Genomic DNA, 19,390 nt, shown 5'->3' with positions numbered 1-19,390 from the left:
AAGCATGATGCCCTAAGGAGAACGGCATGAACCAAGAGGTCATGAATCTTTTCAATCCTCAGGCTCCGGTGCAGACATTCGATTCCATCCGGATTTCGATTGCCAGCCCTGAGAAGATTCTGTCCTGGTCATACGGCGAGATCAAAAAGCCAGAAACGATCAACTACCGTACGTTCAAACCTGAACGCGATGGTCTGTTCTGTGCCCGTATCTTCGGCCCGATCAAGGACTATGAGTGCCTGTGCGGTAAGTACAAGCGCATGAAATACAAGGGCATTATCTGTGAGAAGTGCGGCGTTGAAGTAACGCTGTCACGCGTGCGCCGTGAGCGCATGGGCCATATCGAACTGGCTGCTCCTGTTGCCCATATCTGGTTCCTGAAGTCGCTTCCTTCGCGTATCGGCACATTGCTTGATATGACGCTGAAGGATATCGAACGCGTTCTGTATTTCGAAAACTACATCGTAACAGAACCAGGTCTGACTTCCCTGAAAGAGCATCAGCTGCTTTCGGAAGAAGAATATATGATCGCTGTTGATGAATTTGGTGAAGACCAGTTCACAGCGCTGATCGGTGCTGAAGCGATTTATGATCTTCTGGCGACAATGGAACTCGACAAGATTGCTGTGCAGCTGCGCACTGATCTGGCCGAAACCACCTCGGAACTGAAGACCAAGAAGCTGATGAAGCGTCTCAAAATCGTTGAGAACTTCATGGAATCCGGTAACCGTCCTGAGTGGATGATTATGAAGATCGTTCCGGTGATCCCGCCGGATCTGCGTCCGCTTGTACCGCTGGACGGCGGTCGCTTTGCGACTTCCGATCTGAACGACCTTTACCGTCGCGTTATCAACCGTAACAACCGTCTGAAGCGCCTGATGGAGCTTCGTGCGCCTGGCATCATTATCCGTAACGAAAAGCGTATGCTGCAGGAAGCTGTTGACGCGCTGTTCGATAACGGCCGTCGCGGTCGTACCATCACCGGTGCGAATAAGCGTCCGCTGAAGTCGCTTTCGGATATGCTGAAAGGTAAGCAGGGTCGTTTCCGTCAGAACCTTTTGGGCAAGCGCGTCGACTATTCCGGTCGTTCGGTTATCGTGACCGGTCCTGAGCTGAAACTGCACCAGTGCGGTCTGCCGAAGAAAATGGCTCTGGAACTGTTCAAGCCGTTCATCTACGCACGTCTTGACGCCAAGGGTTTCTCCTCGACTGTTAAACAGGCGAAGAAGCTGGTTGAAAAAGAACGTCCGGAAGTTTGGGATATCCTTGATGAGGTTATCCGCGAGCATCCGGTTCTGCTTAACCGCGCGCCGACGCTGCACCGTCTTGGTATTCAGGCTTTCGAACCAACGCTGATCGAAGGTAAGGCAATCCAGCTGCACCCGCTTGTTTGTACTGCGTTTAACGCGGACTTCGACGGTGACCAGATGGCTGTTCACGTGCCGCTGTCGCTTGAAGCACAGCTCGAAGCACGCGTTCTGATGATGTCGACCAACAACATTCTGCATCCGGCAAACGGTCTTCCGATCATCGTGCCGTCGCAGGATATGGTTCTCGGCCTCTATTACCTGTCGATCGTTGCTGAAAACGAACCTGGTCAGGGCATGGTCTTCGCCGATATGGGCGAATTGCAGCATGCGCTGGAAACCAAGACCGTTACGCTGCACACCAAGATCAAAGGCCGCTTCAAGTCTGTTGATGCGGAAGGCAAGCCTGTATCGAAACTCTTTGACACAACACCGGGTCGTCTGATCCTCGGTGAATTGCTGCCGAAGAACGCCAATGTTCCTTTCGATATCTGCAATCAGGAAATGACCAAGAAGAACATCTCCAAGATGATCGATCTGGTTTACCGTCATTGCGGTCAGAAAGAGACAGTGATTTTCTGTGACCGCGTGATGCAGCTCGGCTTTGCCCATGCCTGCCGTGCCGGTATTTCCTTCGGTAAGGATGACATGGTCATTCCTGATGCCAAGGCGAAAATCGTTGCTGACACCGAAGCATTGGCCAAGGAATATGAACAGCAGTACAATGACGGCCTGATCACTCAGGGCGAAAAGTACAACAAGGTTGTTGATGCCTGGGGTAAAGCGACTGACAAGATCGCCGACGAAATGATGGCCCGCATTAAGGCTGTTGAATTCGATCCGGAAACCGGTCGTCAGAAGCAGATGAACTCCATCTACATGATGTCGCACTCCGGTGCCCGTGGTTCGCCTTCGCAGATGCGTCAGCTCGGCGGTATGCGCGGTCTGATGGCCAAGCCTTCGGGCGAGATTATCGAAACACCGATTATCTCGAACTTTAAAGAAGGTCTGACCGTGAACGAGTACTTCAACTCGACACACGGTGCGCGTAAGGGTCTGGCCGATACGGCTCTGAAAACCGCTAACTCCGGTTATCTGACACGCCGTCTCGTTGACGTTGCGCAGGATGCGATCATTTCTGAACCGGATTGCGGTGCAACCGTTGGTCTGACAATGAACCCGATCGTTGATGCGGGTCAGATCGTGGCTTCGCTCGGCATGCGTATTCTGGGCCGTGTTGCTCTGGACGACATCAATCATCCGGCTACGGGTGAGCTGATTGTTGCTTCCGGCGACATGATCGAAGAGCGTCATGTGGAAGTGATCGAAAAAGCCGGTATCCAGACCGTTCGTATCCGTTCGGCTCTGACCTGTCTCACCCGCTCCGGCGTGTGCGGCAAGTGCTATGGTCGTGACCTTGCACGCGGTACTCCGGTGAACAAAGGTGAAGCTGTCGGTGTTATCGCTGCGCAGTCGATCGGTGAGCCTGGTACCCAGCTGACCATGCGTACGTTCCACCTTGGTGGTACAGCGCAGGTTGTGGATAGCTCCTATCTGGAAGCTTCCTATGAAGGTACTGTTGCACTGCGTAACCGCAATGTGGTTCGCAATTCCGACGGTCATCTGGTGGTTATGGGCCGTAACATGGCTGTTCTCATCATGGATGCATCCGGCAAGGAACGTGCAAGCCATCGTGTAACTTACGGTTCGCGCCTGTTCGTCGATGACGGTGATGCAGTGAAACGCGGTCAGCGTCTGGCCGAGTGGGATCCGTATACCCGTCCGATCATCACCGAAGTTGAAGGTGTGATTGAGTTTGAAGATATGGTTGACGGTCTGTCGGTTGCTGAAAACACCGATGAATCCACCGGTATCACCAAGCGCGTTGTTATTGACTGGCGTTCGACCCCACGCGGTTCGGATCTGAAGCCTGCTCTCGTTGTTAAAGACAAGAACGGCAAAGTTGCGAAACTGTCGAAGGGTGGTGAAGCCCGCTTCCAGCTCTCCGTTGAGACCATTCTCTCGGTTGAGCCAGGTGCAACGGTTCGCGTCGGTGACGTGATTGCCCGTCTGCCTATGGAAAGCGCGAAGACCAAGGATATTACCGGTGGTCTGCCACGCGTGGCTGAACTGTTCGAAGCTCGTCGTCCGAAGGATCATGCGATCATCGCTGAAGTTGATGGTACAATCCGTTTCGGCCGCGACTACAAGAACAAGCGCCGCATCATTATTGAACCGAATGACCATAATCTGGAGCCGGTTGAATATCTGATCCCTAAAGGCAAGCCTTTCCATCTTCAGGATGGCGATGCGATCGAAAAGGGTGACTATATTCTCGACGGTAATCCTGCACCGCATGACATTCTGGCGATCAAGGGCGTGGAAGCACTTGCTTCTTACCTCGTGAACGAAATTCAGGAAGTCTACCGTCTGCAGGGTGTGACGATCAACGATAAGCATATCGAAGTGATCGTTCGTCAGATGCTGCAGAAGGTTGAGATCACGGAGTCCGGTGACAGCACCTATATTCCGGGCGATCATGTTGACCGTATTGAACTTGACGAAATCAATGATCGTCTGGTTGAAGACGGCAAGAAGCCTGCTGAAGGTCTGCCGGTTCTGCTCGGTATCACGAAGGCATCGTTGCAGACACCTTCCTTCATCTCGGCTGCTTCCTTCCAGGAAACAACCCGCGTTCTGACCGAAGCCGCAGTTGCCGGTAAGATGGATACGCTGCAGGGTCTGAAGGAAAACGTGATTGTTGGTCGTCTGATCCCTGCCGGTACCGGCGGTATGATGAGCCAGATCCGTCGTATTGCGACAGCCCGCGATGATCTGATTATCGACGAGCGCCGCAAAACTTCCGGTGCGGATGCTGCAAATGCAATGCTGGTCGACATGACCAATAATGCAGCGGAATAATCCGACCTTATAAGAAATGAAAAGGCCACCTTCGGGTGGCCTTTTTTGTATGCGAGCAGGAGAAACTGTTCATAAAAAAAGCGCCGCATGAAGCGACGCTTTTTCATCGTTAAGGTGAGGGACGATTATTCTTCGTCTTCATCATCTTCATGGGAACCGTCAAACTCGATCATCGCAACCTGACCGGAGAGGGCGGTATTGTAACCGCTCAAATATGGTTCTTCTTCCGGCTGCTCGGTCAATGTACCGATTTCGGTAATTTCGGCTTCAGCAAAACCTTCATTGGCAAGGATTTCCAAAGTTGCCTGAATGACATCTTCTTCCGGTTCCGATTTCAACAGGATGTGGACATTGACGGGATCGCTCTCGCCGTCCTTCCATGCATCTGCAATAATGAGAAACACTTCATTCGAATCGGGATTTGTGTCTGACACGGGGCATTCCTTAATTTCCGGTTAAACTTGCCCTGTATCAGGGCCTGAAACGGCTGAATCAGACTGTCTGCATAAAAGATAATCATCCAAAAGGACAGTCGGATAAGGATTCTGCCGGTATTTTATGTGATTTGCATAACAAGTGATGCAATTTCAGACAAAATTACCCGCTTTTGAGGGCTGAAATTCCGATTTGTCTGTCATAAATCAGAAAACTCCGCTGCCGGTCTTGACGAAACGCGCCTTTAAGCGTATCAGCACACCATCTGAGCCGATGTGAGGCTGGCTGTTCCGGAGTGACATACTCTGGAGTTTGTCTCAAACAGGGTTCGTTTTACGATCTAAAATGCAAATTGCCGTTCGCATGAAGGTAACTTCCTCTGCTTTTGTTCGGGCATGCCAGCGCTAGCGTTGGCACAATGTCCGATTTTGTGCATATGCATAACGGTGAAACGGCCCATTTGGGCAAAAGATACGAGTTTATTTAGTAGAGGAAGGTTCAATGCCTACCGTAAACCAGCTGATCCGCAAACCTCGCCAGGCGCAGGTTAAGCGTAATAAGGTTCCTGCTCTGCAGGCAAACCCACAGAAGCGCGGCGTATGTACCCGCGTTTATACAACAACCCCGAAAAAGCCGAACTCGGCGCTGCGTAAAGTAGCAAAGATTCGTCTGACCAACGGCTTTGAAGTTATTGGTTATATTCCGGGTGAAGGTCACAACCTTCAGGAACACTCGGTAGTTATGATCCGCGGCGGCCGCGTCAAGGATTTGCCGGGTGTGCGTTACCACATCATCCGTGGTGTGCTCGATACCCAGGGTGTTAAAAACCGTAAGCAGCGTCGTTCGCTGTATGGTGCTAAGCGTCCTAAATAATAATTTTCCGGGGATACCGGCCACCTGATCCTCAGGTGAGTTGAGCCCGATGTAATTAAAGAGACAAATATGTCCCGTCGTCACAGTGCTGAAAAGCGTGAAATCAATCCGGATCCAAAGTTTGGTGATCTGGTTGTGACCAAATTCATGAACGCAATCATGCTTCATGGTAAGAAATCTGTTGCAGAGTCCATCGTTTACGGTGCTCTGGATTCTGTTGAGGCGAAAGCTAAGCAGGATGGTCTGGTGATGTTCCATCAGGCGCTCGACAATGTTGCGCCGCATGTGGAAGTGCGCTCCCGCCGTGTTGGTGGTGCGACTTATCAGGTTCCTGTTGATGTTCGCCCTGACCGTCGTCAGGCGCTGGCAATCCGCTGGCTGATCAATGCCGCTCGCAACCGCAACGAAACAACGATGATTGATCGTCTGTCCGGCGAATTGCTTGATGCTGCAAACAACCGTGGTTCGGCTGTTAAGAAGCGTGAAGATACGCACCGTATGGCTGAAGCTAACCGCGCATTCTCGCATTACCGCTGGTAATCGTCGAACTCTATTCAAAGAGCAAATATTATGGCCCGCGAATATAAAATCGAAGACTACCGTAATTTCGGTATTATGGCGCACATCGATGCCGGTAAAACGACAACGACTGAGCGTATCCTGTTCTACACAGGTAAGAACCATAAAATCGGTGAAACGCACGACGGCGCCTCCACAATGGACTGGATGGAGCAGGAGCAGGAACGTGGTATCACGATTACTTCTGCTGCGACCACCACATTCTGGGAAGGCCGTGATGGCAAGAAGCGTCGCTTCAACATCATCGATACTCCTGGTCACGTTGACTTCACGATTGAAGTTGAGCGTTCCCTGCGCGTTCTCGATGGTGCGATCGCACTTCTCGATGCTAACGCCGGTGTAGAGCCGCAGACTGAAACCGTATGGCGTCAGGCTGAGAAATACCACGTACCACGTATGGTTCTTGTCAATAAAATGGACAAGATCGGTGCGGATTTCTATCGCTGCGTAGAAATGATCAAAACCCGTCTGGGTGCAACTGCTCTCGTTATTCAGCTGCCAATCGGTGCTGAAAACGAATTTGGCGGTGTGATCGATCTCGTTGAGATGAAGGCCCTGACATGGGATGGCTCAATCGGCGCTCCGACGCAGGTTGGTGAAATTCCTGCTGACCTTCAGGCAAAAGCAGAAGAATATCGCGAAAAGCTGATCGAAACTGCTGTTGAAATCGATGAAGCTGCAATGGAAGCTTATCTGGAAGGCACTCTGCCAACCAATGATGAGCTGCGTGCACTGATCCGTAAGGGTACAATTGCTGTTCAGTTCCATCCGGTACTTTGCAGCACCGCATTCAAGAACAAGGGCATTCAGCCTGTTCTGGATGCAGTTGTTGATTATCTGCCAGCTCCTAACGAAGTACCTGCGATTAAAGGTATCGACGTAAAGACTGAAACAGAAACAACCCGTGAATCTTCAGATGAAGCTCCGCTTTCTCTGCTCGCATTCAAGATCATGAACGATCCGTTCGTTGGCTCTCTGACCTTCGCACGTATTTACTCGGGTAAGCTGACCAAGGGTGTTTCTCTCGAAAACACTGTTAAGGGCAAGCGCGAACGTATCGGCCGTATGCTGCAGATGCACTCGAACTCCCGTGAAGATATCGAAGAAGCATTTGCCGGTGACATCGTTGCTCTGGCTGGCCTCAAGGAAACCACAACCGGTGACACGCTCTGCGATCCGCTGAAGCCTGTTATTCTGGAGCGTATGGAATTCCCTGATCCGGTTATCGAAATCGCGATTGAACCAAAGACCAAAGCTGACCAGGAAAAGATGGGTATCGCCCTGAACCGTCTGGCTGCTGAAGATCCTTCATTCCGCGTTAAGTCGGACGAAGAATCCGGTCAGACCATTATTGCCGGTATGGGTGAACTTCACCTCGACATTCTGGTTGACCGTATGCGTCGTGAGTTCAAGGTTGAAGCTAACATTGGTCAGCCGCAGGTTGCCTATCGTGAAAGCATCACCCGTAAAGCTGAAATCGACTATACACATAAGAAACAGTCCGGTGGTTCCGGTCAGTTCGCTCGTGTTAAGATCGTATTTGAGCCGCATGAAGGCGATGACTTCATCTTCGATTCCAAGATCGTTGGTGGTGCTGTTCCTAAGGAATACATCCCGGGCGTTCAGAAGGGTATCGAAAGCGTTATGGGTGCAGGTCCTCTGGCAGGCTTCCCGATGCTCGGTGTTAAGGCGACCCTTATCGATGGTGCATACCACGATGTTGACTCGTCTGTTCTGGCCTTCGAAATCGCTGCCCGTGCAGCATTCCGTGAAGGTGCACAGAAAGCCGGCGCTCAGTTGCTCGAACCGATCATGAAGGTCGAAGTCGTGACTCCTGAGGATTACGTTGGTGACGTTATTGGCGATCTGAATTCCCGTCGTGGTCAGATTTCCGGTACTGAAGCCCGTGGTATTGCTACTGTAGTTAACGCAAATGTTCCGCTGGCCAGCATGTTTGGTTACGTGAACAACCTGCGCTCGATGTCACAGGGCCGCGCCCAGTACACCATGCAGTTCGACCATTATGAGCCGGTTCCTGCAGCAGTAGCCGCAGAAATCCAGAAGAAGTTTGCGTAAGCCTTTTGGCTTACGCTCGTTAAAATAAGAATGCCTGAGCAGGCTAAATTTATGGAGAGCTCAGATGGCAAAGAGCAAATTTGAACGTACTAAACCACACGTCAACATCGGCACCATCGGTCACGTTGACCATGGTAAGACCTCGTTGACAGCTGCAATCACCAAATTCTTTGGTGACTTCCGCGCTTACGACCAGATCGATAACGCACCGGAAGAAAAAGCCCGCGGTATCACCATTTCGACCTCGCACGTTGAATATGAAACAGAAAACCGCCACTACGCACACGTAGACTGCCCAGGCCACGCTGACTATGTTAAGAACATGATCACCGGTGCTGCGCAGATGGATGGCGCGATCCTGGTTGTTAACGCTGCTGACGGCCCGATGCCACAGACCCGTGAGCACATCCTGCTCGCTCGTCAGGTTGGTGTGCCTGCAATCGTTGTGTTCCTGAACAAAGTTGATCAGGTTGACGATGCTGAGCTGCTCGAACTCGTAGAAATGGAAGTTCGTGAACTTCTGTCGAAATACGACTTCCCAGGCGATGATATTCCAGTTGTTAAGGGTTCGGCTCTGGCAGCTCTGGAAGACAGCAACAAGACAATCGGTGAAGATGCAGTTCGTGAACTGATGGCCGCTGTTGATGCTTACATCCCAACTCCGGAACGTCCTGTTGACCAGCCGTTCCTGATGCCAATCGAAGACGTATTCTCGATCTCCGGCCGTGGTACAGTTGTTACCGGTCGTGTAGAACGCGGTATCGTTAAAGTTGGTGAAGAAGTTGAAATCGTTGGTATCAAAGCTACCGGCAAGACAACTGTTACCGGCGTTGAAATGTTCCGCAAGCTGCTCGATCAGGGCCAGGCCGGCGACAACATCGGTGCACTGGTTCGCGGTGTAGGTCGTGATGACGTTGAACGTGGTCAGGTTCTCTGCAAGCCAGGTTCGGTTAAGCCACACACCAAGTTCAAGGCAGAAGCTTATATTCTGACCAAAGACGAAGGTGGCCGTCATACACCATTCTTCACAAACTACCGTCCGCAGTTCTACTTCCGTACAACTGACGTAACCGGTATTGTGACCTTGCCAGAAGGCGTGGAAATGGTTATGCCGGGCGACAACGTAACTGTTGATGTTGCGCTGATCGTGCCAATCGCTATGGAAGAAAAACTCCGTTTCGCGATCCGTGAAGGTGGCCGCACCGTTGGTGCAGGTATCGTCGCTTCGATCATCGAATAATAGATTTGTGCAGGGCGTTTGGTTTGGTGGTTTAAAATCATCTTCAAAGCCAAACGTCCCGCGTAATAAGGAACAAATCAAATGAACGGTCAAAATATCCGCATTCGCCTTAAGGCGTTTGACCATCGGATCCTTGACGCTTCGACCCGCGAAATCGTGTCGACTGCCAAGCGTACCGGTGCCAATGTGCGCGGACCGATCCCTCTGCCAACACGGATCGAAAAGTTCACAGTTAACCGGTCGCCGCACATCGATAAGAAGAGCCGCGAGCAGTTCGAGATGCGCACTCATAAGCGTCTTCTCGATATCGTTGACCCAACCCCACAGACTGTAGATGCGCTGATGAAGCTGGATCTGTCGGCTGGTGTTGATGTCGAGATCAAGCTGTAAGGCTTGAGGACGGAAGGAACGAACCGATGCGTTCAGGTGTTATTGCACAAAAGCTGGGCATGACCCGCGTTTATACAGACGCTGGCGAGCATGTACCGGTGACAGTACTCCGCATGGAGAACTGCCACGTTGTAGCTCAGCGCACAGTAGAAAAAAACGGCTACACAGCCGTACAGCTTGGCGTAGGATTGGCCAAGGTGAAGAACACGACCAAGGCTCTGCGCGGTCACTTCGCGAAGGCTGAAGTTGAACCGAAAGCGAAAGTAGCTGAATTCCGCGTTTCAGAAGACAATCTTCTGGATGTAGGCGCAGAAATCACTGCTGAGCATTTTGTAGCCGGTCAGAAAGTTGACGTTACAGGTACAACAATCGGTAAAGGTTTTGCCGGTGTTATGAAGCGTCACAACTTCGGCGGCGGCCGCGCAACTCATGGTAACTCGGTATCCCACCGTGCCCATGGTTCGACCGGTCAGCGTCAGGATCCAGGTAAAGTATTTAAAGGCAAGAAAATGGCCGGTCACATGGGTCAGACCCGTGTAACCACGCAGAATATCGAAGTCGTTTCTACCGACCTCGATCGCGGCCTGATCCTTGTTCGCGGTGCTGTTCCTGGTTCCAAGGGTGCATGGATCTATGTTCGTGATGCTGTAAAAGTATCGCTGCCAGAAAATGCTCCTAAGCCAGCTGGCCTGCGCCAAGCTAAAGGTGAAGCTGCTGCGGTTGCAGAACCTGCAGCGACTGAGGGAGCCGAATAATGGATCTCACAATTACAACACTTGAAGGCAAGGATGCCGGTAAAGTGCAGCTGTCCGAAGAAATCTTCGGTCTTGAGCCGCGCGATGACATCCTTCAGCGCGTTGTCCTTTGGCAGCTCGCTCGCCGTCAGCAGGGTACCCACCAGACTCTGACCCGTGGTGAAGTTGCACGTACCGGTGCAAAAATGTACAAGCAGAAGGGTACCGGCCGCGCCCGTCACCATTCCGCTCGTGCACCACAGTTCCGTGGCGGTGGTAAGGCTCATGGCCCTGTAGCCCGCAGCCATGCACATGATCTTCCTAAGAAGGTTCGTGCTCTGGCTCTGCGTCACGCCCTTTCGGCTAAGGTTAAAGCCTCTGATCTGATCATCATTGATGATCTGGCAGCTGCAGAAGCCAAGACCAAGCTGCTGGTAAGCCAGTTTGCTAATCTCGGTCTGGAAAACGCACTGCTGATCGGTGGTTCGGAAATCGACGCCAACTTCAAGCTGGCTGCATCCAATATCCCGAATATTGATGTGCTGCCGGTACAGGGCATCAACGTTTACGACATTCTTCGCCGTGGCAAGCTCGTCCTTTCCAAGGCAGCTGTCGAAGCCCTCGAGGAGCGTTTCAAATGACAGATCTTCGTCACTATGATGTGATCGTTAGCCCGGTCATTACCGAAAAGTCGACCATGGTTTCCGAATTTAACCAGATCGTCTTTAACGTAGCCCGCAAGGCCACGAAACCAGAGATCAAAGCTGCAGTAGAAGCGCTTTTCGGCGTGAAAGTTACAGCTGTGAACACCACTGTGCGTAAAGGCAAAGTGAAGCGTTTCCGCGGTATTGTTGGGCGCCAGAGCGATGTCAAGAAAGCGATCGTAACTTTGGCTGAAGGCCAGAGCATCGACGTTTCGACTGGTCTCTGAGAGGCCGTGGAGTAAAGACAATGGCACTCAAGCACTTTAACCCGATCACTCCTGGCCAGCGTCAGCTGGTCATCGTGGATCGTTCGGAGCTCTTCAAAGGCAAGCCGGTCAAAGCATTGACCGAAGGTTTGACTAAAAAGGGCGGTCGTAACAACACCGGTCGTATCACTGTTCGCTATCAGGGCGGTGGTCACAAGCGTACGTATCGCTTTATTGATTTCAAGCGTACGAAACACGATGTGTCCGCTACTGTTGAGCGTCTGGAATACGATCCAAACCGTACCGCATTCATCGCGCTGATCCGCTACGAAGACGGTGAGCTGAGCTACATCCTGGCACCACAGCGTCTTGCTGTCGGCGACAAGGTTATCTCCGGCGCACAGGTTGACGTTAAGCCAGGTAACGCGATGCCACTCGGTGCGATGCCGGTTGGTACCATCATCCACAACGTGGAAATGAAGCCAGGCAAGGGCGGTCAGATCGCTCGCTCGGCCGGTACCTATGCACAGCTCGTTGGCCGTGACCAGGGCATGGCGATCCTTCGCCTGAACTCCGGTGAACAGCGTCTGGTACATTCCGGTTGTCTCGCAACTGTTGGCGCTGTATCCAATCCGGATCACGGCAACACCAACGACGGTAAAGCCGGTCGTTCCGTATGGCGCGGTAAGCGTCCACACGTACGCGGCGTTGCCATGAACCCGGTTGATCACCCACACGGTGGTGGTGAAGGTCGTACCTCGGGTGGTCGTCATCCTGTTACTCCGTGGGGCAAGCCTACGAAGGGCAAGAAGACACGCTCGAACAAGGCGACGGACAAATTCATCATGCGTTCGCGTCATCAGCGTAAGAAATAAGAGAGGTAGTCTAAAGTGGCTCGTTCAGTTTGGAAAGGACCGTTTATTGACGGCTATCTTCTCAAGAAGGCTGAGAAGGTACGCTCCGGCGGTCGTAATGAGGTCATCAAGATCTGGAGCCGTCGCTCCACGATCCTGCCGCAGTTTGTTGGCCTGACCTTTGGTGTATACAACGGTAATAAACACATTCCTGTGTCCATCTCCGAAGAAATGGTCGGACACAAGTTCGGTGAATTCGCTCCAACCCGTACCTATTACGGTCACGGTGCGGACAAGAAAGCGAAGAGGAAGTAAGTATGGGCAAGGCCAAGGCTCCGCGCCAGCTTAAGGATAACGAGGCGAAAGCCGTCGCCCGCACGATTCGCGTTAGCCCGCAGAAACTTAATCTTGTCGCGGCTCTGATCCGCGGCAAGAAAGTCAACGCGGCACTTGCTGATCTGTCATTCTCGCGCAAGCGCATTGCAGAGACAGTTAAGAAGACGCTTGAATCGGCAATCGCCAACGCAGAAAACAATCACGACCTCGATGTTGATGCTTTGATCGTCGCGGAAGCTTCTGTTGGCAAGTCGATCGTCATGAAGCGCTTTCATGTGCGTGGCCGTGGTAAGGCGAGCCGGATTGAACGTCCGTTCTCTCACCTGACCATCGTTGTCCGCGAAGTCGCCGAAAAAGGGGAGGCCGCATAATGGGCCAGAAGATTAATCCGATCGGTCTTCGTCTGGGCATTAACCGTACCTGGGATTCGCGTTGGTACGCGAATACCGGCGAATACGGTAAGCTCCTTCATGAAGATCTGAAGATCCGCAAATACCTGACTGAAGAACTCAAGCAGGCTGCGATCTCCAAAATCGTGATTGAACGTCCGCACAAGAAGTGCCGTGTGACCATTCACTCGGCTCGTCCGGGCATCATTATCGGTAAGAAGGGTGCAGATATCGAAAAGCTCCGTAAGAAGCTCTCCGATATGACCAACTCTGATGCGGTTCTCAACATTGTTGAAGTTCGCAAGCCAGAAGTTGACGCTACCCTGATTGCTCAGTCGATCACTCAGCAGCTGGAACGCCGCGTGGCATTCCGTCGCGCTATGAAGCGTGCTGTTCAGTCCGCAATGCGTCTCGGCGCAGAAGGCATCCGTATTAATTGTTCGGGTCGTCTTGGCGGTGCAGAAATTGCTCGTATGGAATGGTACCGTGAAGGTCGCGTTCCTCTTCACACTCTGCGCGCTGATATTGACTACGGTACAGCTGAAGCACAGACCGCTTACGGTATCTGCGGCGTGAAAGTTTGGGTATTCAAAGGCGAAATCCTTGAGCATGACCCAATGGCTTCCGAACGTCGTGCGATTGAAGCCGACGCTCAGGGTCCGCAGTCGAACCGCCGCCGCGAAAACGCTTAATTTTAAGCGTTTTCGGTTAGAATATTGGAGTAGAGAACAATGTTGCAGCCTAAGCGCACAAAGTTCCGTAAGCAGTTCAAGGGCCGTATTCACGGTGAATCCAAGGGCGGTACGGATCTGAACTTCGGTGCTTTCGGTCTGAAGGCAGTCGAGCCTGAACGCGTTACCGCACGTCAGATCGAAGCCGCTCGCCGCGCTATTACCCGTCACATGAAACGTGCCGGTCGTGTATGGATCCGGATCTTCCCGGATCTGCCAGTAACTTCCAAGCCTACCGAAGTCCGTATGGGTAAAGGTAAGGGTTCAGTTGATTACTGGGCATGCCGCGTAGCACCAGGTCGTGTTATGTTTGAGCTTGACGGCGTACCTGAAGATGTGGCACGTGAAGCTCTCCGACTCGGAGCTGCGAAGCTGCCGATCAAGACGCGTTTTATTCAACGCATCGCTGAATAAGAGAGACAGCTATGAAAGCCGCAGACATCCGGGCGAAAAGCCTCGACCAGCTGACTGAACAGTTGGGTGGATTGAAGAAAGAGCAGTTTAACCTGCGCTTTCAGAAAGCCACTGGTCAGTTAGAAAAAACCGCACGTGTGAAGCAGGTTCGCCGCGACATCGCACGTATTAAGACTATTGCCCGCCAGAAGGCGGCCGAAAGCAAGGCATAAGGAATTTAAATAATGCCTAAACGCATTCTGCAGGGCGTTGTCGTCAGCGACAAGAACGACAAAACTGTCGTTGTTAAAGTGGAGCGCCGTTTCGCGCATCCACTGCTTCAGAAGATTATTCGTCAATCGAAGAAGTACAAAGCGCATGACGAAAACAACCAGTTCAAGGTTGGTGATCAGGTTTCCATTCAGGAATCTGCTCCAATTTCGAAAGACAAACGTTGGGTAGTTCTCGCGAACTAAGCAACGGGCTAACATTAAACACGCAGCTTAGGTAGGGCAGGAGCCCTTAACCAGCTGAGAGATAAGAAGGCGGCCAGTCATGATTCAGATGCAAACAAACCTCGACGTGGCGGATAACTCCGGCGCACGTCGTGTCATGTGCATCAAGGTGCTGGGCGGCTCGAAACGGAAATACGCTTCCGTTGGTGACATCATTGTGGTGTCCATCAAGGAAGCGATTCCTCGTGGCCGCGTTAAAAAAGGTGACGTAATGAAAGCGGTTGTGGTTCGCACAGCCAAAGACATTCGTCGCCCAGATGGTAGCGTTATCCGTTTTGATAACAATGCTGCTGTTTTGATTGACAACAAGAAAGAGCCTATCGGCACACGTATCTTCGGACCGGTTCCGCGTGAACTTCGCGCTAAGAGCCACATGAAGATCATCTCGCTGGCTCCAGAAGTTCTGTAAGGGAAGTTCGACGATGCAAAAGATTCGCAAAGGCGACCGCGTTGTTGTGCTTGCCGGTAAGGACAAGGGCCGTACCGGTGAAGTGATCAAGGTCTTGCCGAAAGAAGATCAGGCTTTCGTAAGCGGTATCAATATTGTTAAGCGCCATCAGCGTCAGACACAGACTCAGGAAGCCGGCATTATTTCGAAAGAAGCCGCAATCCATCTGTCAAACCTGGCGATTGCTGATCCTAAAGACGGTAAACCAACCCGCGTTGGTTTCGTCGAAAAAGACGGCAAGAAGGTACGCGTAGCAAAACGTTCCGGAGAGTCGATCGATGGCTGAAGCAAAGAATGAGCCACGCTTCAAGACGCTTTATAAGGATACAATCCGTAAAGCTATGCTTGAAGAGTTCAAATACAGCAACGAAATGCAGATTCCACGCGTTTCGAAAGTTGTAATCAATATGGGTGTTGGCGAAGCCACTGCAGACTCCAAAAAGCCTGCGCGTGCTGCCGAAGATCTGTCTCAGATCGCCGGTCAGAAAGCCGTTGTCACCCGTGCACGCAACTCGATCGCTACCTTCAAACTCCGTGAAGATATGCCGATCGGTACGAAAGTCACCCTGCGTGGTGAGCGTATGTACGAATTTTTGGATCGTCTGATCACGATCGCGCTTCCACGCGTTCGCGACTTCCGCGGTCTGAATCCTAAAAGCTTTGACGGTCGTGGCAACTTCGCCATGGGTATCAAGGAACACATCGTGTTTCCAGAAATCAACTACGATAAAGTTGATCAGATCTGGGGCATGGACATCATCGTTTGCACGACTGCACCAACGGATGATGAAGCCCGCGCTCTTCTGCGCGCCTTCAACTTCCCGTTCCGCCAGTAACGGCAAGCGTAGCGAGGTAATCAAAAATGGCCAAGACTAGCGCAGTCGAAAAAAACAAGCGCCGCGAAAAGTTGGTTAAGCGTCATGCTGAAAAGCGTGCACGTTTGAAGGCAATTGTTATGGATCAGTCCCTGCCTCTGGATGAGCGCTTCCGCGCTACCATTCAGCTGGCTGAGATGCCACGTAACTCCTCCAAGGTTCGCATTCGCAACCGTTGCGAAGTGTCCGGACGTCCACGCGGTTTCTACCGCAAGCTTAAGATGTCGCGTATTGCGTTGCGCCAGCTGGGTTCGCTCGGCCAGGTGCCAGGCATCGTGAAATCGAGCTGGTAAGGAGAGTTATAATATGACTATGTCAGATCCTATCGGCGATATGCTGACCCGCATCCGTAATGCTATCGGTCGTAAAAAGACCAAGCTTACAACCCCGGCTTCCAAGCTGCGTGCACGCGTATTGGACGTGTTGCAGGCTGAAGGCTATATCCGCGGATATACACAGACTGATTTTGACAACGGTAAATCCGAAATCGAAATCGAACTGAAATATTACGAAGGTATGCCAGTAATCCGTGAACTGACCCGCGTTTCCAAGCCGGGCCGTCGCGTTTACGTTTCAGTAAAGTCGATTCCTCAGGTCGCTAACGGCCTTGGTATCAGCATTCTTTCCACCCCTAAGGGTGTAATGGCTGATCATCAGGCTCGTGAGCAAAACGTTGGTGGTGAGCTGCTCTGCCGCATCTTCTGATGTGGCTGAGTGGTGAACATAGAAACGGACAGGGTTAACAATGTCTCGTATCGGTAAAAAACCCGTGCCGGTTCCGGCAGGCGTGACCGCCAGCGTTGATGGTCAGACTGTTACTGCCAAAGGCACGAAAGGCGAACTGAAGTTCGTCGTAAGTGATGAAGTAAGCGTGAAGATGGAAGAGGGCGCAGTAAGCGTTACTCCTCTGTCCCAGTCGAAAGACGCCCGCGCTAAGTGGGGCATGGCCCGTACCATGATCAGCAACATCTTCGTCGGTGTTAAAGACGGTTTCGAAAAGAAACTTGAAATCTCCGGCGTTGGTTATCGTGCTGCTATGCAGGGCAAAAACCTTCAGCTTTCGCTGGGTTTCAGCCATGAAGTTGTATACGATGTTCCAGCTGGCATCACTGTTGCAACACCTAAGCCAACGGAAATCGTTGTCTCCGGTATTGACAAGCAGGTTGTCGGGCAGGTTGCTGCCGAGATCCGCGAATACCGTTCGCCAGAACCTTATAAAGGTAAAGGCGTTAAGTATGCCGGTGAAGTTATCGTCCGCAAGGCCGGTAAGAAGAAATAAGGAACACGTGTTATGGCATCGCCTAAACAAACTATTCAGCGCCGTGCTGCACGCGTTCGTCGTCAGCTCAAAGCTGTTTCGAATGGCCGCCTGCGCTTGAGCGTACATCGTACATCTAAGAATATCTATGCACAGATTATCGATGATGTACGTGGTCACACTGTTGCTGCTGCTTCCACCCTTGACGGTGACCTTAAAAAGTCCCTGAAGACTGGTGCAGACAGTGCAGCTGCCGCTGCAGTTGGCAAGCTGGTTGCAGAACGCGCCGCTAAAGCCGGTGTAGCAGAAGTTGTCTTCGATCGTGGTGCATATATTTTCCACGGCCGTGTGAAAGCTCTTGCAGACGCAGCACGCGAAGCTGGTCTCAGCTTCTAATAAAATTAAAAAATGTCGTCAGGTGCTTGCATTTGACGACATTTTTTCTGTATTACAGCGCCGTGAGGCTTAAGTGACTCACTTTTTATTGCTGTAAGCTGACTACGCATCATATTTTCATAACCGTTTACGGTTCTGGTCTGATGTAATGACACTTCCGGTTTGGTTTCTGATTTATCAGAGAGCTGAACTGCGGGTGTCAATTTGTGCATTTTCGGGTTTAATAGCTTGTTAATGTTTCACTTGTGCTTCCGGAAAAGAAAAAGGAATTAGGAAATGGCACAGAAAGAACGTAATCGCGAAGATCGCGCCCGCGAAGAGCGTGACAGCGAATTCGTCGATAAGCTGGTACACATCAACCGCGTTGCCAAAGTTGTTAAAGGCGGCCGTCGTTTCGGTTTTGCTGCTCTGGTCGTTGTTGGTGATCAGAAGGGCCGTGTAGGCTTTGGTCATGGTAAGGCTCGCGAAGTGCCTGAAGCAATCCGTAAGGCAACTGAAGCTGCCAAGCGCGATATGATTTTTGTTCCGCTGCGCTCAGGCCGTACACTGCACCACGATGTGCAGGGTCGTCATGGCGCCGGCAAGGTTCTTCTTCGCTCGGCTCCTGCCGGTAAAGGTATCATCGCTGGTGGTCCAATGCGTGCGGTTTTCGAAACCCTCGGCGTTCAGGACGTTGTAGCCAAGTCGCTTGGCTCATCCAATCCATACAACATGGTGCGTGCAACTTTTGATGCGCTGAAGCATCAGATGCACCCGAAAGATATCGCTGCACAGCGCGGTATTAAGTATTCCACACTGCAGGCTCGTCGTCACGACGTAGTTGCCGGTGAAGAATAACCATTGGGTGAGGGGCGTTAGCCCCGCAAGGACTTAAGGAACAAAGTTATGTCTTCGACTAAAGGCAAAACGGTTACCGTTGAACAGATTGGTAGCCCAATTCGTCGTCCGAAAGAACAGCGTGCTACGCTCGTTGGTCTCGGTCTTAACAAAATGCGCCGCCGCAGCACACTGGAAGATACACCTTCCGTTCGTGGTATGATTGCCAAGGTTGCGCACCTCGTCCGCGTTGTGGACGAAGCTTAATCAAGCGCAGGAGAATTATCATGAAACTTAATGATCTGCGTGAAAACCCAGGTGCAACCAAAGCCCGCAAACGCGTTGGCCGTGGTATCGGTTCCGGCTCCGGCAAAACCGGTGGTCGCGGTGTGAAGGGTCAGAAGTCCCGTTCAGGCGTGTCCATCAATGGTTTTGAAGGCGGCCAGATGCCAATCTACCGTCGCTTGCCAAAGCGCGGTTTCACCAACATCTTCGCTAAGAAGTTCAATGTTGTGTCGGTTGGTCGCATTCAGGAAGCTGTGGATGCCGGTAAACTGGATGCAAAAGCATCTGTTACCGCTGAAGCCCTGATCGCTGCCGGTGTAATCCGTCGCGCTCTGGATGGTTTCCGCGTTGTTTCCGATGGCGAAATCACAGCTAAGCTGGTGATTGAAGCTGCCGGTGCTTCTAAGGTTGCGATCGAAAAGATCGAAAAAGCAGGCGGTTCGGTAAAATTACCTGAAGCTGCTTCTGCCGAATAAGGCCTCAGAAATACCTTCAAGACGGCGGCCTTAGTGCCGCCGTTTTCAACTTTATGCCTATTGATTGCATGTGCCTACTTGCGCCTTGTTGTCTATGGGCATATCTGGGGAGGGGCGTCAGATTCTGACGTACGACAGACCGGAGTAATCTC

General features: G+C 51.8%; 27 protein-coding genes. 26 read left to right on the top strand and 1 reads right to left on the bottom strand.

Annotation, left to right across the window (positions count from 1 at the left end; genetic code table 11):
* The first annotated feature begins 26 nt into the window (after nt 1-26).
* Entirely contained in the window at nt 27-4,229 is a 4,203-nt protein-coding gene (gene rpoC / locus KHQ09_RS11270; protein ID WP_213598283.1) for a DNA-directed RNA polymerase subunit beta', read from the top strand.
* Nucleotides 4,230-4,354: 125 nt separating this feature from the next.
* Here the strand turns inward: rpoC and KHQ09_RS11265 are convergent, their stop codons facing one another.
* On the bottom strand, nt 4,355-4,663 hold the full coding sequence (locus KHQ09_RS11265; RefSeq protein ID WP_022709964.1) for a hypothetical protein: 309 nt from the start codon (nt 4,661-4,663) through the stop codon (nt 4,355-4,357).
* Nucleotides 4,664-5,165: 502 nt separating this feature from the next.
* Here KHQ09_RS11265 and rpsL point away from each other — a divergent pair.
* The 25 genes from rpsL to rplO all read left to right on the top strand — a co-directional run bounded on the left by rpsL (nt 5,166) and on the right by rplO (nt 19,238).
* Nucleotides 5,166-5,537 (top strand): 30S ribosomal protein S12, encoded by a 372-nt coding sequence (rpsL, locus tag KHQ09_RS11260; protein ID WP_022709963.1) that lies wholly within the window; start codon nt 5,166-5,168, stop codon nt 5,535-5,537.
* A 69-nt stretch (nt 5,538-5,606) separates the two neighbouring features.
* Nucleotides 5,607-6,077, top strand: coding sequence for a 30S ribosomal protein S7 (rpsG, locus tag KHQ09_RS11255; RefSeq protein ID WP_022709962.1), 471 nt, complete (start codon nt 5,607-5,609; stop codon nt 6,075-6,077).
* Nucleotides 6,078-6,107: 30 nt separating this feature from the next.
* Nucleotides 6,108-8,192: an elongation factor G gene (fusA, locus tag KHQ09_RS11250; protein WP_022709961.1), complete on the top strand. Its 2,085-nt coding sequence runs from the start codon at nt 6,108-6,110 to the stop codon at nt 8,190-8,192.
* Between the two features lie 64 nt (nt 8,193-8,256).
* Nucleotides 8,257-9,432 (top strand): elongation factor Tu, encoded by a 1,176-nt coding sequence (gene tuf, locus KHQ09_RS11245; protein ID WP_022710937.1) that lies wholly within the window; start codon nt 8,257-8,259, stop codon nt 9,430-9,432.
* Between the two features lie 81 nt (nt 9,433-9,513).
* Nucleotides 9,514-9,822 (top strand): 30S ribosomal protein S10, encoded by a 309-nt coding sequence (gene rpsJ, locus KHQ09_RS11240; protein WP_002964363.1) that lies wholly within the window; start codon nt 9,514-9,516, stop codon nt 9,820-9,822.
* 26 nt (nt 9,823-9,848) lie between these two features.
* The gene (rplC, locus tag KHQ09_RS11235) at nt 9,849-10,577 is read left to right on the top strand and encodes a 50S ribosomal protein L3 (RefSeq protein ID WP_022710938.1); all 729 of its coding nucleotides are present in this window, start codon (nt 9,849-9,851) and stop codon (nt 10,575-10,577) included.
* Nucleotides 10,577-11,197, top strand: a complete 621-nt coding sequence (rplD, locus tag KHQ09_RS11230; RefSeq protein WP_022710939.1) for a 50S ribosomal protein L4 — start codon at nt 10,577-10,579, stop codon at nt 11,195-11,197. Before rplC ends, rplD begins: the two co-directional genes overlap by 1 nt.
* Nucleotides 11,194-11,487, top strand: a complete 294-nt coding sequence (locus KHQ09_RS11225; RefSeq protein WP_022710940.1) for a 50S ribosomal protein L23 — start codon at nt 11,194-11,196, stop codon at nt 11,485-11,487. Before rplD ends, KHQ09_RS11225 begins: the two co-directional genes overlap by 4 nt.
* A gap of 20 nt (nt 11,488-11,507) precedes the next feature.
* Nucleotides 11,508-12,341, top strand: coding sequence for a 50S ribosomal protein L2 (gene rplB, locus KHQ09_RS11220; RefSeq protein WP_022710941.1), 834 nt, complete (start codon nt 11,508-11,510; stop codon nt 12,339-12,341).
* Nucleotides 12,342-12,356: 15 nt separating this feature from the next.
* Complete coding sequence (gene rpsS, locus KHQ09_RS11215; RefSeq protein WP_022710942.1) at nt 12,357-12,635, top strand: 30S ribosomal protein S19; 279 nt, start codon at nt 12,357-12,359, stop codon at nt 12,633-12,635.
* 2 nt (nt 12,636-12,637) lie between these two features.
* Entirely contained in the window at nt 12,638-13,027 is a 390-nt protein-coding gene (rplV, locus tag KHQ09_RS11210) for a 50S ribosomal protein L22 (protein ID WP_022710943.1), read from the top strand.
* Complete coding sequence (gene rpsC, locus KHQ09_RS11205; protein ID WP_022710944.1) at nt 13,027-13,737, top strand: 30S ribosomal protein S3; 711 nt, start codon at nt 13,027-13,029, stop codon at nt 13,735-13,737. Before rplV ends, rpsC begins: the two co-directional genes overlap by 1 nt.
* Before the next feature lie 39 nt (nt 13,738-13,776).
* Nucleotides 13,777-14,190, top strand: a complete 414-nt coding sequence (gene rplP / locus KHQ09_RS11200; protein WP_022710945.1) for a 50S ribosomal protein L16 — start codon at nt 13,777-13,779, stop codon at nt 14,188-14,190.
* 11 nt (nt 14,191-14,201) lie between these two features.
* Nucleotides 14,202-14,402, top strand: a complete 201-nt coding sequence (gene rpmC, locus KHQ09_RS11195; protein ID WP_022710946.1) for a 50S ribosomal protein L29 — start codon at nt 14,202-14,204, stop codon at nt 14,400-14,402.
* 12 nt (nt 14,403-14,414) lie between these two features.
* A complete protein-coding gene (gene rpsQ / locus KHQ09_RS11190; protein WP_022710947.1) occupies nt 14,415-14,645 on the top strand; it encodes a 30S ribosomal protein S17 in 231 nt (76 codons plus the stop codon).
* A 79-nt stretch (nt 14,646-14,724) separates the two neighbouring features.
* The gene (gene rplN, locus KHQ09_RS11185) at nt 14,725-15,093 is read left to right on the top strand and encodes a 50S ribosomal protein L14 (RefSeq protein WP_022710948.1); all 369 of its coding nucleotides are present in this window, start codon (nt 14,725-14,727) and stop codon (nt 15,091-15,093) included.
* A gap of 13 nt (nt 15,094-15,106) precedes the next feature.
* Entirely contained in the window at nt 15,107-15,418 is a 312-nt protein-coding gene (gene rplX, locus KHQ09_RS11180; RefSeq protein WP_022710949.1) for a 50S ribosomal protein L24, read from the top strand.
* Nucleotides 15,411-15,968, top strand: a complete 558-nt coding sequence (gene rplE, locus KHQ09_RS11175; protein WP_213598281.1) for a 50S ribosomal protein L5 — start codon at nt 15,411-15,413, stop codon at nt 15,966-15,968. Before rplX ends, rplE begins: the two co-directional genes overlap by 8 nt.
* 26 nt (nt 15,969-15,994) lie before the next feature.
* Nucleotides 15,995-16,300, top strand: a complete 306-nt coding sequence (rpsN, locus tag KHQ09_RS11170; protein WP_022710951.1) for a 30S ribosomal protein S14 — start codon at nt 15,995-15,997, stop codon at nt 16,298-16,300.
* A 13-nt stretch (nt 16,301-16,313) separates the two neighbouring features.
* On the top strand, nt 16,314-16,712 hold the full coding sequence (gene rpsH / locus KHQ09_RS11165) for a 30S ribosomal protein S8 (RefSeq protein WP_022710952.1): 399 nt from the start codon (nt 16,314-16,316) through the stop codon (nt 16,710-16,712).
* 40 nt (nt 16,713-16,752) lie between these two features.
* On the top strand, nt 16,753-17,286 hold the full coding sequence (gene rplF, locus KHQ09_RS11160) for a 50S ribosomal protein L6 (RefSeq protein WP_022710953.1): 534 nt from the start codon (nt 16,753-16,755) through the stop codon (nt 17,284-17,286).
* A gap of 12 nt (nt 17,287-17,298) precedes the next feature.
* Nucleotides 17,299-17,661, top strand: a complete 363-nt coding sequence (gene rplR, locus KHQ09_RS11155; RefSeq protein ID WP_075654833.1) for a 50S ribosomal protein L18 — start codon at nt 17,299-17,301, stop codon at nt 17,659-17,661.
* A gap of 276 nt (nt 17,662-17,937) precedes the next feature.
* Nucleotides 17,938-18,498, top strand: a complete 561-nt coding sequence (rpsE, locus tag KHQ09_RS11150; protein ID WP_022710955.1) for a 30S ribosomal protein S5 — start codon at nt 17,938-17,940, stop codon at nt 18,496-18,498.
* Between the two features lie 48 nt (nt 18,499-18,546).
* Nucleotides 18,547-18,744 carry a 50S ribosomal protein L30 gene (gene rpmD / locus KHQ09_RS11145; protein WP_022710956.1) on the top strand — a complete coding sequence of 66 codons (198 nt, stop codon included), beginning with the start codon at nt 18,547-18,549 and terminating at the stop codon, nt 18,742-18,744.
* A 20-nt stretch (nt 18,745-18,764) separates the two neighbouring features.
* Complete coding sequence (gene rplO / locus KHQ09_RS11140; protein ID WP_122005276.1) at nt 18,765-19,238, top strand: 50S ribosomal protein L15; 474 nt, start codon at nt 18,765-18,767, stop codon at nt 19,236-19,238.
* Nucleotides 19,239-19,390 lie beyond the last annotated feature (152 nt).

Source organism: Pseudochrobactrum algeriensis, from assembly GCF_018436245.1.
In the GTDB taxonomy this organism is placed as follows: Bacteria; Pseudomonadota; Alphaproteobacteria; order Rhizobiales; family Rhizobiaceae; genus Pseudochrobactrum; species Pseudochrobactrum saccharolyticum.
This window is presented reverse-complemented; position numbering and strand designations above follow the sequence as displayed.